We start from the raw sequence: 15,080 nt of genomic DNA, 5'->3' as shown, positions 1-15,080 counted from the left end.
GGGACTGCTAGCCTGGGGGCACCTTTTCAAGGAGAGCCTCATGCGCATGAAGTCGCTTGCCGTTCTTTCGGCCACGGCCATCCTGGGCGCCGCCCTCGGCTGGGCCGCCGCAGCCGTCAGCTACCAGAAGACCGGCACCGTGAAGGAAGTGGCCCCCGACAGCTTCACCCTGGACCTCGGCAAGGAGGCCTGGCGCTTCTACACCGACGGCGGCACCGCCGGCAAGGAAGCCCTCAAGGTCGGCGACAAGGTGACCGTCACCTACAAGCAGGTGGCCACCAAGATCGAGAGCAAGGCCGCCGCCAAGGCTCCGGCCAAGAAGAAGTAATCGATCCATCCGTCTGCGAAACGGGGCGCCATCGGCGCCCCGTTTCGCAGCATGTGGAAAGATGGCTGCATGCGGAACTGGGTGCTCATCACAGGGTGTTCGACGGGCATCGGGCGGGCCCTGGTGCCGCTCTGCCGCGCGGCGGGGTGGGGCGTGGTGGCCACGGCGCGGCGGCCGGAAACGCTGGCGGACCTGCCGCCGGGCGACGACCTCCGGCTGCTCTCCCTGGATGTGACGGATGGTGCCAGCATCGCGGCGGCGGCTGCCGCCTGCGCCGACCTGCACCTCAAAGCCCTGGTCAACAACGCCGGCTACGGCCAGGTGGGCCCGCTCGAGCTTCTCCGCGCGGAGGAACTCCGCGCGCAATTCGAGACCAATGTGATCGGCCTGCACCAGGTGACGAACGCCTTCCTGCCTCTGTTGCGGCGGGTGCCCGGCGCGCGGATCCTGCAGGTGGCGTCCATGCTGGGTCGCCTGTCCATCCCTCTGGCCGGCCCCTACAACGCCTCCAAGCACGCGGTGGTGGCCCTGGCGGAGAGCCTGCGGCTGGAAGTCGGGGAGGAGGTGGCCGTCGTGCTGGTGGAGCCCGGCGCCATCCGCACGGAGTTCAGGGAAACCCTGACGAAGGCCTGGGGGGATCTGCCCGAGCGGGCCAAGGGCACCCGGTACGAGGCGATCCTTGCGCGCTACCTGGCCGTGCGGAAGCGCCAGGGCGAGCGCTTCGCCATGGACGCGGAGCGCTGTGCCCGCAGGATCCTGCGGGCCCTGGTGGCCGACCATCCCCCGCGGCGCGTGGTCATCGGCCGGGATGCCTTCTGGGTGGGCAAGCTGAAGGCCCTCCTGCCCGCCGCCTGGTGGGAGCGGATCCTGCGCCGGGCCTACGGACTGGGCTGACCCAGATTCTGGAGTGCCGAGGCGGAGTGGTTCAGGCTCCGGGATCGAGCAGCCTCCCCTGGAGGTCACGGTGGAAGAGGTGCCACTCCAGGCTGCGGAGGCCCTCGCCATGGTAGGGGATCTTCTCCTGCGGGGCCGCCTCACCGAGGAAGGCGATCGTCTGCTCGATCACCCAGGGATCGCGGATGATCCGGCGGTGGCCCAGGCCCTCCGTGGTGCGCAGGATGGCCCCGGGACAGGCGGCGGCGATGGCGGCTCCCTCGGACCAGGGCACCTCGCGGTCCAGGCGGTCGTGGATCACCAACAGAGGCGCGGCGATCCGGGTGGCCAGGCTCTGGATTCGGATCCGTTCAGGGGGGAGTCCGGTGCGGCCGGCATAGGCCTGGAATGCCGCCACATGCTCGGCCTCGGGGAAGCCCAGCAGGGACAGGAGGGTGCAGTAGTAGCGATCGGGCCCGGCGGGGGGTGCCAGGAGAACGATGCGCGGCATGTGCAATCCCTGGTCCACGGCCAGGGCGGCTCCCGCGGCGCCAAGCGAGTGGGCCACCGCTCCGTGGATGGGGCCCACTCGAGCCACCAGGTCCTGGATGGCCTGGGCCCACTCACGGGGGCCGCTGCGCCGGCCCTGGGAGCCGCCATGCCCGGGCTGGTCGAAGGTCAGAGTGGAGAATCCGGCCTTGGCCAGGGGTTCGACGAAGGCATGGAACTGGAGCCCCTGGCCCTCCCACCCATGGAGGCAGAGCACGGCCGGGCCTTCGCCCCAGGCGTGGGCCCGGAGCCGGAGGCCCCCCGAATGGAAGTGGAATGTACGCGCACGCCCCAGGGCCACCCGCTCGACCCCGGTCTCCTTCCGCCGGCGCGGGGTGGAAAACAGGCGCTCGGCCCCTCGATGGGCGAGGTTCGAGGACAGGGCGCGGAGGGCGTGGAAGCCCAGCTTGAGTGTCTGGGCCTGGATGGAGCGGCCAGCTTGGCGGGTCATGGGAGGCTCGTCAGAAGGAGGGGATGCGGAGGCCCGGAGCGGCGAAGACCTTCAGGCGCTCTTTGATCGCGCGGCGGGCCATGGCGAAGCACCGATGATCCCGGTGGAGCTGGAAGGCCCCGTTGGCGCCCAGGGCCAGCGCCCCGAACTCGAAGGCCAGTTGTTCGGGGTCGGCGCCGCGCGAGAGCTCGCCGCACTCTCTGGCTTCGCGCACCAGGCGCGCGAGGCTGGTGCGCCAGTCATCCATGCAGACCGTCACCATGTCCCGCACGGGGCCCGGGCGGCTGTCGAATTCGACGGAAACCGCGGCGAAAAAACAGCCGCCCCGGAACATCTCCCGCTCCGCGTAGTCCAGCCAGGCGGCCAGAACCGCGCAGAGCCGCTTGACCCCGCGGGGCGCGGTGAGCGCGGGCCCGAAGACCTGTTCGATGAAGACCGCGCGAGCCGCCTGGACGGTGGCCAGCTGGAGCTCCTCCTTGGAACCGAAATGGGCGAAGAGGCCGCTCTTGCTGAGGTTCGTGGCCTCGGCCAGGGAGCCGATGGTCAAGCCTTCCAGCCCGTTGACCGAGGCCAGATCCATGGCCTCCTGGAGGATGGCCTGGCGTGTGAGCGCGCCCTTGTGGGCGGGGTGGGGGACCAGGGGTTCAGGAGAGGATGGGGTCATGGGCGAATCCAGCGTGTTTCATAAAAATAGAACGATCGTTCGTGCTGTCAAGGCCCTCGAGGAAGCCCGTCCACGACGCGGCCGATCCGCCCTCTCCCGCAGGGTGTGGGCCGGGGCGGCCGGGGAAAGTGGTGCCAGACTGGGGGCATGTCCGAAGACCGCCTCTACCTCGTCGACACCTTCGCCTTCATTTTTCGGGCCTACTTCGCCAACCCGCGGCTGAAGAACGGGGCGGCGTACACCTTCACGCGGTTGGTGCTCCAGCTCTTGGAGAAGCACCAGCCCACGCACATCGCCTGCGTGTTCGACATGCCCGGGCCCACCTTCCGGCACGAGCTCTATCCGGAGTACAAGGCCAACCGGGCGGAGATGCCCGAGGACCTGCGCCCGCAGATCCCCATGATCCGTCAGCTGGTGGAGGCGCTCTCCATCCCTATCGTGGAGCTGTCCGGCTTCGAGGCGGATGATGTCATGGGCACCCTGGCGCGGGAATCCGCCGCCAGCGGCCTGCCGGCGGTCATCGTCAGTCCCGACAAGGACCTGCTCCAGCTGGTGGACGACGGCCTGAAGATCCAGGTGCTGAACACCAAGGAGGGCGAGGTCTGGCACGACCGCGAGGGCGTGAAGGCCCGCATGGGCGTGTGGCCCGAGCAGGTGGTGGACTTCCTCAGCCTGGTGGGAGACGCCTCGGACAACGTGAAGGGCGTGCCCGGCATCGGCGAGAAGGGTGCCGCCCTGCTGCTGGAGAAGCACGGCAGCCTGGACGGCGTCATCGCCGCCAAGGCGGATCTGAAACCCAAGCAGCGGGAGGGCCTGGAGGCCGCCCTCGATTCCGAGGCCGGCTGGCTGGACCTCACCAAGCGCCTGGTCACGGTGGTGACCGACCTCGACCTGCCCCTGCATCCGAAGGATCTCGTCTATCCCGGCGTGGACGAGGCCAGGGCCCGGGAGACCTTCAAGGCCCTCGGCTTCCAGACGCTCACGAAGGAGTTCACCCAGAGCGCCAAGGAGGCGGGCAGCGCACGGAAATACCGCGCCGCGGCCACCGCGGCGGACCTGGAAGCCGCCGTGGCCGCCTGCCGCGCGGCGGGGCGCTTCGGCCTTGACACCGAAACCACCAGCATCGACCCCACCCGGGGTCACCTCGTGGGCCTGAGCCTGGCGTGGACGCCCAACGAGGGTCTCTACGTGCCCCTGGCCCACCTCAAGCCCGCCACGGCGGATACGGAAGGCTCGCTGCCCGGCCTGCTCCCGGACTCGGGACTGCCGGATTCCCTGCTGGACCTGCGGGGCGATGCGGTCGCCTTCTTCGCCGAGCTGGCGCCCCACCTCGACCCCCGCAACGTCCCCTTTGCGGAGGCCCGGCGCGTGCTGGCTCCGCTGTTCGCCGATCCTTCCGTGGGCAAGTGCGGCCAGAACCTCAAGTACGACTTGCAGGTCCTGTCCCGCCACGGCCTGCCCGTGGCGGGCCTGGCCGACGACAGCATGGTGCTGAGCTTCCTCCTGGACAGCGGCGTCCGCCACAACCTGGACGACCTCTCCGTGCGCCACCTGGATCTGAAGCCCATCGCCTTCGAGGAGGTGGTGGGGAAGGGCAAGGCCCAGAAGCGCTTCGACGAGGCGGTGTTCGAGCAGGCCGTGCAGTACGCCGCCGAGGATGCGGACCTGGCCCTTCAGCTCTGCGACAAGCTGCGGGCGAGGCTCACGGACGATCAGCTGAAGCGCCTCTACGAGGAGGTGGACCTGCCACTGGTGGACGTGCTGGCCGCCCTGGAGGGCCACGGCGTCCGCTTAGACCTGGAGGTCCTTTCCCTACTCGGCGCGCGTATGCGCGCCGAGCGCGAACGGGCGCAAACGCGCGTGGTCGAGCTCGCCGGCGAGGCCTTCAACCTCAACAGCCCCACGCAGCTGGGCGGCATCCTCTTCGGCAAGCTGGGCTTCAAACCCGTCAAGTACACCGGCAAGACCAAGGCCCCCAGCACAGACGAGGACGTGCTCCAGGAGCTGGCGGAGAAGCAGGGCGCCGAGATCGCCAGCGAGCTGCTGCGCCACCGGCAGATGGTGAAGCTGCTGGGCACCTACGTGGAAGCCCTGCCGCAGATGGTGAACCCCGTTACGGGCCGGGTGCACACGCGGCTGCACCAGGCGGCCGTGGCCTCGGGGCGGCTGGCCTCCAGCGATCCCAACCTGCAGAACATCCCCATCCGCACGGAGGAGGGCCGCCTCATCCGCGGCGCCTTCGTGCCCGAGCCCGGCTGGGTGTTGCTGGACGCGGACTACAGCCAGATCGAGCTGCGCGTGGTGGCGGCTCTGGCCGAGGACCCCGTGCTGCTGGGCGCCTTCGCCGCTGGCGAGGACATTCACCGCCGCACGGCCTCGGAAGTGTTCAACGTGCCCATGGACCAGGTCACCTCCGAGCAGCGCAGCGCCTCCAAGGCCGTGAACTTCGGCCTGCTCTACGGCCAGGGGGCCTTCGCGCTGGCGGCCAACATCGGCGTCAGCCAGAAGGAGGCCAAGGCCTTCATCGAGCGCTACTTCGAGCGCATGCCCAAGGTGGCCGCCTGGATCGAGGGGGCCAAGGAGAAGGCTCTGGCCGAGGGCCTGGTGCGCACCCACTGGGGCCGCATCCGGCGCATCCCCGAGCTGGAGAGCCCCAACAAGCAGTTCCAGGCCCAGGGCCTGCGGGAGGCCGTGAACACCATCGTGCAGGGCACGGCGGCGGACCTCATGCGCCGGGCCATGGTGTGCCTGCACCGCAGTCTCCAGGCCTCGGGCCTCCAGGCGCGCCTCCTGCTCCAGGTCCACGACGAGCTGCTCCTGGAGGCGCCTCCGGCGGAGGTGGAGCATGCCTCGGCCCTGCTGAAGGAGGCCATGGAGGGTGCCGATGATCTGGGACCCCTGGGCGTGAAGCTGGCAGCCGAGGTTCGCACCGGCGACAGCTGGCTGGCCGCCAAGTAGTTTTGACGATCTGTAGGTCCATAGAGCCGAAACGGGGTATTTCGGCAGGATTTGTGACGGCGGACCGGGCCCGAACTTAACGGGGAGGTCATGATTGGGCGTTTCCGGCGCAGGCCGCGCCGCATCCGCAGACCCCTTGCGAAGGAGCCTGATCATGAGCCAGTTCAACATCGCGTGGCTGCCCGGTGACGGTGTGGGCGTGGAAGTCATGGAGGCCGCGAAGATCTGCCTCGATGCCCTCAAATTCGACGCGAAGTACACCCACGGCGACATCGGCTGGGAGTTCTGGCGCACGGAAGGCGAATCCTTCCCCCAGCGCACCATCGATCTGCTCAAGCAGAGCCACGCTGCCATGTTCGGCGCCATCACCTCCAAGCCCGTGAAGGACGCCGAGGCGGAGCTGGTGCCCGAGCTGAAGGGCAAGGGCCTCGTGTATCGCAGCCCCATCGTCCGCATGCGGCAGATGTTCGACCTCTACACCTGCCTGCGTCCCTGCAAGGCCTACCCGGGCAACCCCCTGAACTACCAGGACGGCATCGACATGGTGGTGTTCCGCGAGAACACCGAGGACCTCTACTCGGGTGTGGAGTTCAGCCCCGTGCCGGATGAGCTGAAGCAGACCCTGAAGGCGCTGAGCAAGCCCTTCGGCCACTTCGCCGACATTCCCGGCGACGAGTTCGCCATCACCTGCAAGGTGAACACGAAGAAGGGCTGCGATCGCATCATCCGCGCGGCCTTCGAGTACGCCAAGACGTTCAACTATCCGAAGGTCACCGTCATCCACAAGGCCAACGTGGTGCGTGCCACGGAGGGCATGTTCCTGGAGACCGGCAAGCGCATCGCCAAGGAGTATCCGGGCATCGCCATGGATGACGCCAACGTGGACGCCATCACCATGTGGATGCTGAAGAACCCCAAGAACTACGGCGTCATGGTGGCCACCAACCTCTTCGGCGACATCATCAGCGACCTGGCGGCGCAGATGGTGGGCGGCCTCGGCTTCGGTTGCTCGGGCAACATCGGTGAGAAGCTGGCCGTCTTCGAGCCCAGCCACGGCAGTGCACCCAAGTACGCCGGCCAGTACAAGGTGAACCCCATCGCCACCATCCTGGCCGCCAAGATGATGCTCGACTGGCTGGGCGAGACCGAGAAGGGCGCCCGCCTCGAGAAGGCCGTGGCCGCCGTCATCGCCGAGGGCCAGGTCCGCACGTACGACATGGGTGGCAAGGCCACCACCCTCGACATGGGCGAGGCCATTGCGCGAAAGCTTTGATCTTCTGCCACGGATGAACACGGATGAACTCAGATAGATCAAGGTCGCTTGCACTCATCCGTGTTTATCCGTGTTCATCCGTGGCAAACCTCCGCAGGTGATCCTTTGAACCACATCCTCATCCACGAAGTCGGTCCCCGCGACGGCCTCCAGGTCGAAGCGGCGGTGGTGCCGACGGAAGTCAAGCTCGACTGGATCCGCCGCGTGGCGGACTCGGGCGTGGACATCGTCCAGGTGGGCTCCTTCGTGCGCGGTGACAAGGTGCCGCAGATGGCGGATACGGATGACCTGTTCCGCATCCTCGCGAAGGAATCCCACGGGGCCCTGCTGTCGGGTCTGGTGCTCAACGAGAAGGGGCTGGCGCGGGCCCTCGAGGTGGGCGTGCCACTCATCTGCATGGGCGTGTCCGCGTCGGAGACCCACAGCCTGAAGAACACGGGCATGGGCAGCGAAGAGGCGCAGCGCCGCATCATCGCCACGGCCCTGGAGGCCAAGGCCGCAGGGCGGAAGGTGCAGGTGAGCGTGCAGAGCGCCTTCGGCTGCGGCTTCGAGGGGGCCATCCCTGAAGAGCGCGTGATGGGGATCGTGGCCGCCTACCTGGAGGCCGGACTCACCTCCATCAGCCTCGCCGATACGGCCGGCCACTCGCACCCGGACCAGGTGCGCCGCTACGTCCGGAGGGTGCTGGAGCTGGACCCCGCCGCCGAGGTGACGGCCCACATCCACAACACCTACGGCCTGGGCATGGCCAGCGTCTACGCGGCCATGGAGGCCGGCGCCACGGCCATCGAGACCAGCTTCGGGGGCCTGGGCGGATGCCCCTTCACCAAGGTGGCCGCGGGAAATGTGGCCACGGAGGACCTGGTCCATGGCCTCCAGCGCACGGGCCTTCGCGAGGACATCGACCTCGGAGCCCTCATCAGCGTGGCCACGGATGTTGCCAGTCAGGTGGGGCGTGACTTGCCGGGGTGTGTCTACAAAACTGGACCGATTCAAAGTCTGTCATCGAAAAAAACAGAATCTGCCACAGATGAACACAGATGAACACGGATGCCTTTTCTTCATCTGCGTCCATCCGTGTTCATCCGTGGCTCCAATCGCTTTTGAGGTAGGTCGATGGTGAAGATTCTCGAAGGCATCAAAGTCCTGGACCTGACGAACGTCCTCTCCGGTCCCTTCACGACGCTCCACATGGCGCTGTTGGGTGCCGAGGTCATCAAGGTCGAAAACCCCAAGGACGGCGACCTGGCGCGCAAGCTGGGCATCGTGCCCGAGCTGAACAAGAAGCTCATGGGCACCAGCTTCCTGGCCCAGAACTGCAACAAGAAGTCCATCACGCTGAACACCAAGAGCCCCGAGGGCAAGGAGCTGTTCCGCCGGCTGGTGAAGGACGCGGACGTGGTGGTGGAAAACTTCCGCCCCGGCGTCATGGATCGGCTGGGCATCGGCTACAAGGCCCTCGCCGAGATCAATCCGCGCCTCATCTACTGCGCCATTTCCGGGTTCGGCCAGACGGGGCCGGACGCGCTGAAACCCGCCTACGACCAGATCATCCAAGGGCTGTCAGGCGAGATGGCGGTGAACGGCGACGAGCGCCTGAGCCCGCTGCGCACGGGCTTTCCCGTCTGCGACACCGTGGGCGGCCTGAACGCGGCCTTTGCCGTGATGGCGGCGCTCTTCCACCGGGAGCGCACGGGGCAGGGGCAGGCCATCGACATCGCCCTGCTGGACAGCATCATGCCCCTCATGGGCTGGGTGGCGGCCAACCTCCTCATCGGCGGCGAGCAGCCCGTGCTCATGGGCAATGACAACTTCACCGCCGCGCCCAGCGGCACCTTCCGCACCCAGGATGGCCACATCAACATTGCCGCCAACAAGCAGGAGCAGTGGGAGGCGGTCTGCGACGTGCTGGAGGTGCCCGAGCTGAAGACAGATCCCCGGTTCCAGGAGCGGGACACCCGCAAGAAGAACCGGCGGGAGTTGACGCCGCTATTGGAGGCTCGGTTGGCCCAGAAACCTACCGGTTTCTGGGTAGAAGCGCTCAATGCGAAGGATGTTCCGAGCGGGGAGATTCTGGGGCTGGAAGACGCGCTGCGGCAGCCGCAGGTGAAGCATCGGGATGTGCTGAAGAAGGTGCAGGTCGCGGGCGTGGGCGAGATCGAGGTGTTCGGGCTCACGGCCCTCTTCGAGAAGACGCCGGGCTCCGTGGACGCTCCGCCTCCGGCGCTGGGCGAGCACAACCGGCAGATCTATTCCCTGCTCGGCCTCTCTGAGGCCGAGCAGGCAGAGCTCAAAACCAAGGGTGTGATCTGAGGAGGTTCCCATGGGCATGACCGTTGTCGAGAAAATCCTGGCCCGCGCGGCGGGCCTGCCGTCCGTGAAAGTCGGGGATGTGGTGGAGCCCAAGGTGGACCTCGCCATGTCCCACGAGAACGCGGCGCTGGTGATCAACCAGTTCCAGGAAGTGTTCGAGGGCACCGGCCTGGCGCCGAAGATCTGGGATCCCTCGCGGATCGCCATCATCTTCGATCACCGCGTGCCGGCCGAGTCCCCCAAGACCGCGACGAACCAGAAGAAGATCCGCGAGTTCGTGGCGGCCCACGGCATCACGAAGTTCCACGATGTGCGCGGCGACGTGGGCGGCATCTGCCACCAGATCCTCCCCGAGTACGGCTATGTCCGGCCGGGTTTCGTGGTGGTGGGCACCGACTCCCACACCACCAGCCACGGGGCCCTCGGCGCCTTCAGCTTCGGCATCGGCGCGACGGAGATGGCCTCGGTGTGGAGCCTGGGCATTGCCGTCAACATCGAGGTGCCCGCCACCATCAAGGTGGTGGTGAAGGGCGAGTTCCCGCCCATGGTGGGCCCCAAGGACCTCATCCTCCACCTCATCGGCAAGCTCACGGCCCAGGGCGCCAACTACAAGGTGCTGGAGTTCCACGGCGAAACCATCCGGAAGATGAGCACCAGCGGGCGCATCGCCATCTGCAACATGAGCGTGGAGGCCGGCGCCACCTCGGGCATCGTGCCCGGCGACGAGGAGACCGTGCGCTACCTGCGGGAGGAGGCGGGCGTCACCGAGGCCATCCCCTGCACGACGCCGGACGCGGACGCCACCTACTGCCAGACCGTGGAGATCGACGTCTCCACGCTGGTGCCCCAGATCGCCTGCCCCCACATGGTGGATCACGTGAAGCCCGTGGACGCCGTGGCGGGCACGAAGGTCCAGCAGATCGTCATCGGCAGCTGCACCAACGGCCGCCTGGACGACCTGGAGATCGCCGCCGGCATCCTGCGCGGGAAGAAGGTGGCCGAGGGCACCCGCATGCTGGTGTTCCCGGCCTCCAGCAAGATCTTCGCGAAGGCGCTCGACCGGGGCATCGTCCACGACCTCATGAAGGCCGGCGCCGTGGTCATGAACTCGGGCTGCGGCCCCTGCCTGGGCGTGCATGAAGGCGCGCTGGGCGACCACGAGGTGGCCCTCAGCACCACCAACCGCAACTTCAAGGGCCGCATGGGGAATCCCACGGGCGAGGTCTACCTCTGCAGCCCCGCCGTGGCAGCCGCCTCCGCCATCACCGGCGCCATCACCGATCCCCGCACCATGAACTGATCCACCACGGAGGCACGGAGGGCGCTGAGAAAAGAACACCGAGGAATGATCTGATGGCCATTCTTCTCCGTGATTCTCCCGCGTTCTCTGTGCCTCGGTGGTGGATCCTTTCCCATGACACGGAGTCTCCCATGCCCAAGGTCATCATCACGCTCGGCAACGACATCAGCACGGACGACATCTACCCCGGCCGCTTCATGGCCACGGTGCTGCCCACAGAGACGCCCCAGTTCGCGTTCTTCGATCGCACCGATTTCAACGCGAAGCTGAAGGCCAAGGCCTTCCCGGCGGGCTCCATCATCGTGGGCGGCGAGAACTTCGGCTGCGGCTCCAGCCGCGAGCAGGCCTGCTCCACGCTCAAGGGCCACGAGGTCGCCATCGTCGCCAAGAGCATCTCGCGCATCTTCCTCCAGAACAGCATCAACCTGGGCCTCCAGGTGGTGATCTGCCCCGGCATCGAGGCCAGCGAAGGCGATGACCTGGAGATCACGGCGGATCAGGTGCTGAACAAGACCACCGGCAGGGCCTACGACCAGGTGAGGCTCCCCGCCGCCCGCAAGGGGATCATGGACGCCGGCGGGCTGATCCCTTATACCCGGGCGAGGCTCATGGCCAAGGTTTGAGAGGAAAGGATCTCCACGAAGGACACGAAGGGTAAGACAAGATCACGAAGACGGGGGGTTTCTCTCCTTTATCTTCGTGATCTGCTCGCGCCCGGGGGGCGCCTTCGTGTCCTTCGTGGAGTCTTTTCCCAGGGCCTGATCGGAACACCTACTCCGTGCTCTCCAGCGCATCCTCCGGGCAGGGATGGTGGTGGCTGCGGATGGCATGGATGGCGGCCTCGTAGTCCGGCTCCTGGGTGACCTCGGGCACCAGCTCCGCGTGGATGACGGTGCCGTTCTCGTCCATGGCCACCACGGCCCGGGCGAGGAGTCCGCGCAGGGGGCCGTCCACGAGGGTGACGCCAAGGTCGCGGCCGAACTCCGGGTGGCGGAAGGCGGACGCCGGGATCGCCCGCTCGAGGTGCTCCGTTCCGCAGAAGAGGTCCTGGGCGAAGGGCAGGTCCATGGAGACGCACAGCAGGAGCGCGTCGCTGAGGTCCGCCGTGAGCTCGTGGAACCTCCGCATGCTCTTGGCGCAGGTGGCGGTGTCGAGGCTGGGGAAGATGCTCAGCACCACCCGCTTCCCGGCCAGGTCCGCGCTGCTGAGGTCACGGAGGTCCGTGCGGGTGAGGCTGAAGGCGGGGACGGCGAAGCCGACGATGGGCAGCTCGCCGGAGGTGTGGGTGGGGTTCCCGTTCAGGGTGATCGTGGCCATGGTGACCTCCCGGCGGCGCCCATCCTACTCCGATTGGGGGATCCGGGGGCAGGTTCCCGCGTCCCGGCCCCCGGGGGCCGGGACCGCCCCCGGAATCCCTCGGTTCGCCCCAGCTTTCCTGGCGGGGGCAGGCCATCCTCCCTAGCTTTGGACCATGGAACCCGCGCTCGGCAGGTGGCGATGGTACTGGGGCATCTGGGGCCTGATGGGCCTCTACATGGCCACCTGGGACATGGTCATGTATCCGGCCGAGTCGTTCCTGCGGCTCCTGGGGATGAACCTGCTCCAGAACGCGGTCTGGGCGCTGGCGGGCCTCTTCCTGATCCGGCTGGCGGACCGGCACCCCATCGAGTCCTTCGCCTGGGGCCAGTGGCGGACCTGGGTCCTCCACCTGCTGGCCAGCGTCCTGGTGGCCATCCTGGGGCTGTTCCTGGCCTACCTGATCTCCCTCGTCATGGAAGGCCGGGGGAAGCCCCTGGACATGGCCATGATCCGGAAGGGGCTGCCGAGGTTCTACCGGGCCTACTTCCACACGAACCTGCTCTTCATGTGGGCGGTGGTGGCGGCCTTCCACGGACTCCGGATCTACCGGAAGTACCAGGCCCGCGAGGTGGAGGCCGCGCGCCTGGAAGCCCGGTTCGCCGAGGCGCGGAACCAGGCCCTGCGCATGCAGCTCCAGCCGCACTTCCTCTTCAACACGCTCAACTCCATCTCCGCCCTGGTCCACACCGACCCCGACGGTGCTGACGACATGATCAGCCGGCTCGGGGACTTCCTGCGGATGACCCTGGAGGCGACACCGGACCAGATGGTGCCCCTGTGGAAGGAGCTGGCCTTCATCCAGGCCTACCTGTCCATCGAGCAGGTGCGGTTCCAGGGCCGGCTGCGGGTCGAGGTGGACGCCCCCGCCACCGTGCAGGACCTGCGGGTGCCCAGCTTTATCCTCCAGCCCCTGGTGGAGAATGCGCTCAAGCACGGTCTCTCGGACCGCTCCCGGGGTGGGATGCTGCGGCTCCGGGCGGTCCGGGATTCGGAACACCTGGCGCTGGAGGTCCAGGACGACGGCAAGGGCTTCCAGCCGGGCGGGGAGGGCGTGGGCCTGGGCAATGTGCGGGCGCGGCTGGGCCTGATCTACAAGGGGCTCTACCGCCTGGATATCCTGGGCGCCCCCGGCCGGGGCACCCTGGTGGCGCTCCGGCTGCCCCTGGGGGATGCGAGCGGGGCCACGCCGTGAACCTCCGGGCCCTGGTGGTCGACGACGAGATGCTGGCCCGCCAGCGCATCCGGCACCTGCTCCGCCGGTCCACGGACATCGAGGTCGTGGGAGAGTGCGCCAACGGCCTGGAGGCGGTGAAGGCCATCGAAGAGCTGGCCCCGGACCTGGTCTTCATGGACATCCAGATGCCGGAGCTGGACGGCTTCGGCGTGGTGGAGGCCGTGGGGCCGGACCGCATGCCGCCCACCCTCTTCATCACCGCCTACGATCAGCACGCCCTGCGCGCCTTCGAGGTCCACGCCGTGGACTACCTCCTGAAGCCCTTCTCGCCGGAGCGGTTCCACCAGGCCCTCGAGCGGGCCCGGCGCTGGTGCCGATCCCCCACCGGGCAGAAAGGGCCGGACCTGGAGGCCCTCATGGCCAGCCTGGGCCGGGACCGCCCCTGGGCGGACCGGCTCCTCGTGCGCGCGGGGGATCGCCACGTCCTGGTGCGGACGGAGGCCGTGCAGTGGATCGAGGCCGAGGACAACTACGTCCGCCTCCATGTCGAGGGCACCTCCCACCTGGTCCGCCAGACCATGACCGGCCTGCTGGCGAAGCTCGATCCCGCGCGGTTCAGGCGCATCCACCGGTCGGCCATCGTGAACCTGGACTGTATCCGGGAGTTCCAGCCCTGGACCGGCGGCGATCACCTGGTGATCATGCGCGACGGCACCCGCCTCACCCTCAGCCGCACCTACCGGGACCAGTTCGGGGAGTGGCTCTGACAGAGGAAGGCCCGGCGCGGGGCCGGGCCTTCCCGTGGCGGGGGGATCATTCCGCGGCGCTGACCGCGATGGTGGCCATGCCGGGCTCGCGGAGCACCAGGGCCCCCTTCAGGACCATGCCGCGGCTGGGCAGGATCACGTCCACGGTTCCGATGAGCCGGTCCGTCACCAGCAGCTCGCCCTTCGTGCCCTCACCCACGCTGAACACCGCCCCCTGCTTCAGGGCCACCGGGGTGGTGCCGATGGCCGGCACACCCCGCTTCGCGAGCTGGGAGATGGCCTTGGTGGCGCCGATGGACCCGTCCCGGAAGGCGCGGTCGCTGGGCAGGAGCACCACATAGTCCGCCTGGTGGTTGGCGATGAGGTGGGCGGCGGGCACGGCTTTGTCCGGGCTGCGGGTGTCCGCCACGGTGATGAAGGCGCCTTCGCCGGCGGCCCGCGCCAGGGCCAGCACCTCGTCGCGGCTGGCCGAGTAGTCGCAGATCACGCCGATGTGCTGCTTGGCGGGCCAGGTGGCCTGGGTGGTCTTCATCAGCGGCATGAAGTCCTCGGCGTAGAGCGCCGGGCCGGCGAAGACCGCAGCGGCCACCATGAGGGATGTGGAGAAGCGATGCATGGTGCCTCCGGGCAGGGGCCGGGGACTGGGCCCGGCCGGGGTTGGGGATGAGGCACAACATGGGGGAACCCCGGGCCCCGGCCAGGGTTCCGGGACGGACCGGAGCTGGCGAGGGCGACCCGGGGTTCCAGGGGGGCGAGCCGTCAGTCTTTGAAGAGGCGTCCCAGGCTTCCCAGGAAGCCGGTGTCCTCGGCCTTCGAGAGGGCTTCGAGTTCGCCGGCGTCGAGCCACACGCCCCGGCAGGAGGAGCACTGGTCGATCTGGTGGCCCTGGTAGGCGATCTCCACCAGCTCCATGCCGCACTTGGGGCAGCGCATCCAGTGGCGCTCGCGGAGCGCCTTCCGCTCCTCCTCCTTCAGGGCCTGCTCCCGGGTCTGGGCGAGCGCGCGCTTCCGCTCCCATTCCTGTCGGGCGAAGAACTCTTCTTCCGGCGTGCTGGGCTTGATGGGCATGGG

At 68.1% G+C, this 15,080-nt stretch carries 15 protein-coding genes; 10 read left to right on the top strand and 5 right to left on the bottom strand.

What is annotated here, in order from left to right:
• Positions 1-46: 46 nt before the first annotated feature.
• Positions 47-328 carry a hypothetical protein gene (locus G398_RS0113785; protein WP_157492425.1) on the top strand — a complete coding sequence of 94 codons (282 nt, stop codon included), beginning with the start codon at positions 47-49 and terminating at the stop codon, positions 326-328.
• A 69-nt stretch (positions 329-397) separates the two neighbouring features.
• Positions 398-1,222 carry an SDR family oxidoreductase gene (locus tag G398_RS0113780; RefSeq protein ID WP_043485003.1) on the top strand — a complete coding sequence of 275 codons (825 nt, stop codon included), beginning with the start codon at positions 398-400 and terminating at the stop codon, positions 1,220-1,222.
• A gap of 31 nt (positions 1,223-1,253) precedes the next feature.
• Here the strand turns inward: G398_RS0113780 and G398_RS18585 are convergent, their stop codons facing one another.
• Complete coding sequence (locus G398_RS18585; protein WP_052571995.1) at positions 1,254-2,201, bottom strand: alpha/beta hydrolase; 948 nt, start codon at positions 2,199-2,201, stop codon at positions 1,254-1,256.
• A 10-nt stretch (positions 2,202-2,211) separates the two neighbouring features.
• Complete coding sequence (locus G398_RS0113770; protein ID WP_052571993.1) at positions 2,212-2,865, bottom strand: TetR/AcrR family transcriptional regulator; 654 nt, start codon at positions 2,863-2,865, stop codon at positions 2,212-2,214.
• 147 nt (positions 2,866-3,012) lie between these two features.
• Between G398_RS0113770 and polA the strand changes: the two genes are divergently transcribed.
• The 6 genes from polA (at position 3,013) to G398_RS0113735 (ending at position 11,332) form a co-directional block, all read left to right on the top strand.
• The gene (gene polA, locus G398_RS18580) at positions 3,013-5,823 is read left to right on the top strand and encodes a DNA polymerase I (protein ID WP_043485001.1); all 2,811 of its coding nucleotides are present in this window, start codon (positions 3,013-3,015) and stop codon (positions 5,821-5,823) included.
• A 154-nt stretch (positions 5,824-5,977) separates the two neighbouring features.
• On the top strand, positions 5,978-7,096 hold the full coding sequence (locus tag G398_RS0113755; protein WP_026854027.1) for an isocitrate/isopropylmalate dehydrogenase family protein: 1,119 nt from the start codon (positions 5,978-5,980) through the stop codon (positions 7,094-7,096).
• Positions 7,097-7,201: 105 nt separating this feature from the next.
• A complete protein-coding gene (locus tag G398_RS18575) occupies positions 7,202-8,140 on the top strand; it encodes a hydroxymethylglutaryl-CoA lyase (RefSeq protein WP_052571991.1) in 939 nt (312 codons plus the stop codon).
• 72 nt (positions 8,141-8,212) lie between these two features.
• Positions 8,213-9,409 (top strand): CaiB/BaiF CoA transferase family protein, encoded by a 1,197-nt coding sequence (locus G398_RS0113745; RefSeq protein ID WP_026854026.1) that lies wholly within the window; start codon positions 8,213-8,215, stop codon positions 9,407-9,409.
• 10 nt (positions 9,410-9,419) lie between these two features.
• On the top strand, positions 9,420-10,709 hold the full coding sequence (locus G398_RS0113740) for a 3-isopropylmalate dehydratase large subunit (RefSeq protein WP_026854025.1): 1,290 nt from the start codon (positions 9,420-9,422) through the stop codon (positions 10,707-10,709).
• 131 nt (positions 10,710-10,840) lie between these two features.
• Entirely contained in the window at positions 10,841-11,332 is a 492-nt protein-coding gene (locus tag G398_RS0113735; RefSeq protein ID WP_026854024.1) for a 3-isopropylmalate dehydratase small subunit, read from the top strand.
• A gap of 148 nt (positions 11,333-11,480) precedes the next feature.
• Here G398_RS0113735 and tpx read toward each other — a convergent pair whose 3' ends face one another.
• A complete protein-coding gene (tpx, locus tag G398_RS18570; RefSeq protein ID WP_052571988.1) occupies positions 11,481-12,026 on the bottom strand; it encodes a thiol peroxidase in 546 nt (181 codons plus the stop codon).
• Between the two features lie 154 nt (positions 12,027-12,180).
• Here tpx and G398_RS18565 point away from each other — a divergent pair, with 154 nt between their 5' ends.
• On the top strand, positions 12,181-13,260 hold the full coding sequence (locus tag G398_RS18565; RefSeq protein WP_157492423.1) for a sensor histidine kinase: 1,080 nt from the start codon (positions 12,181-12,183) through the stop codon (positions 13,258-13,260).
• On the top strand, positions 13,257-14,009 hold the full coding sequence (locus G398_RS0113720; RefSeq protein WP_043484999.1) for a LytR/AlgR family response regulator transcription factor: 753 nt from the start codon (positions 13,257-13,259) through the stop codon (positions 14,007-14,009). The genes G398_RS18565 and G398_RS0113720 overlap by 4 nt, the downstream gene beginning before the upstream one ends.
• 46 nt (positions 14,010-14,055) lie before the next feature.
• Here G398_RS0113720 and G398_RS0113715 read toward each other — a convergent pair whose 3' ends face one another.
• Together G398_RS0113715 and G398_RS0113710 are read right to left on the bottom strand one after the other, a co-directional pair.
• Complete coding sequence (locus tag G398_RS0113715; RefSeq protein WP_026854022.1) at positions 14,056-14,625, bottom strand: hypothetical protein; 570 nt, start codon at positions 14,623-14,625, stop codon at positions 14,056-14,058.
• A gap of 143 nt (positions 14,626-14,768) precedes the next feature.
• Positions 14,769-15,077, bottom strand: coding sequence for a TFIIB-type zinc ribbon-containing protein (locus G398_RS0113710; RefSeq protein ID WP_026854021.1), 309 nt, complete (start codon positions 15,075-15,077; stop codon positions 14,769-14,771).
• Positions 15,078-15,080 lie beyond the last annotated feature (3 nt).

The organism is Geothrix fermentans DSM 14018, assembly GCF_000428885.1.
In the GTDB taxonomy this organism is placed as follows: Bacteria; Acidobacteriota; Holophagae; order Holophagales; family Holophagaceae; genus Geothrix; species Geothrix fermentans.
This window is presented reverse-complemented; position numbering and strand designations above follow the sequence as displayed.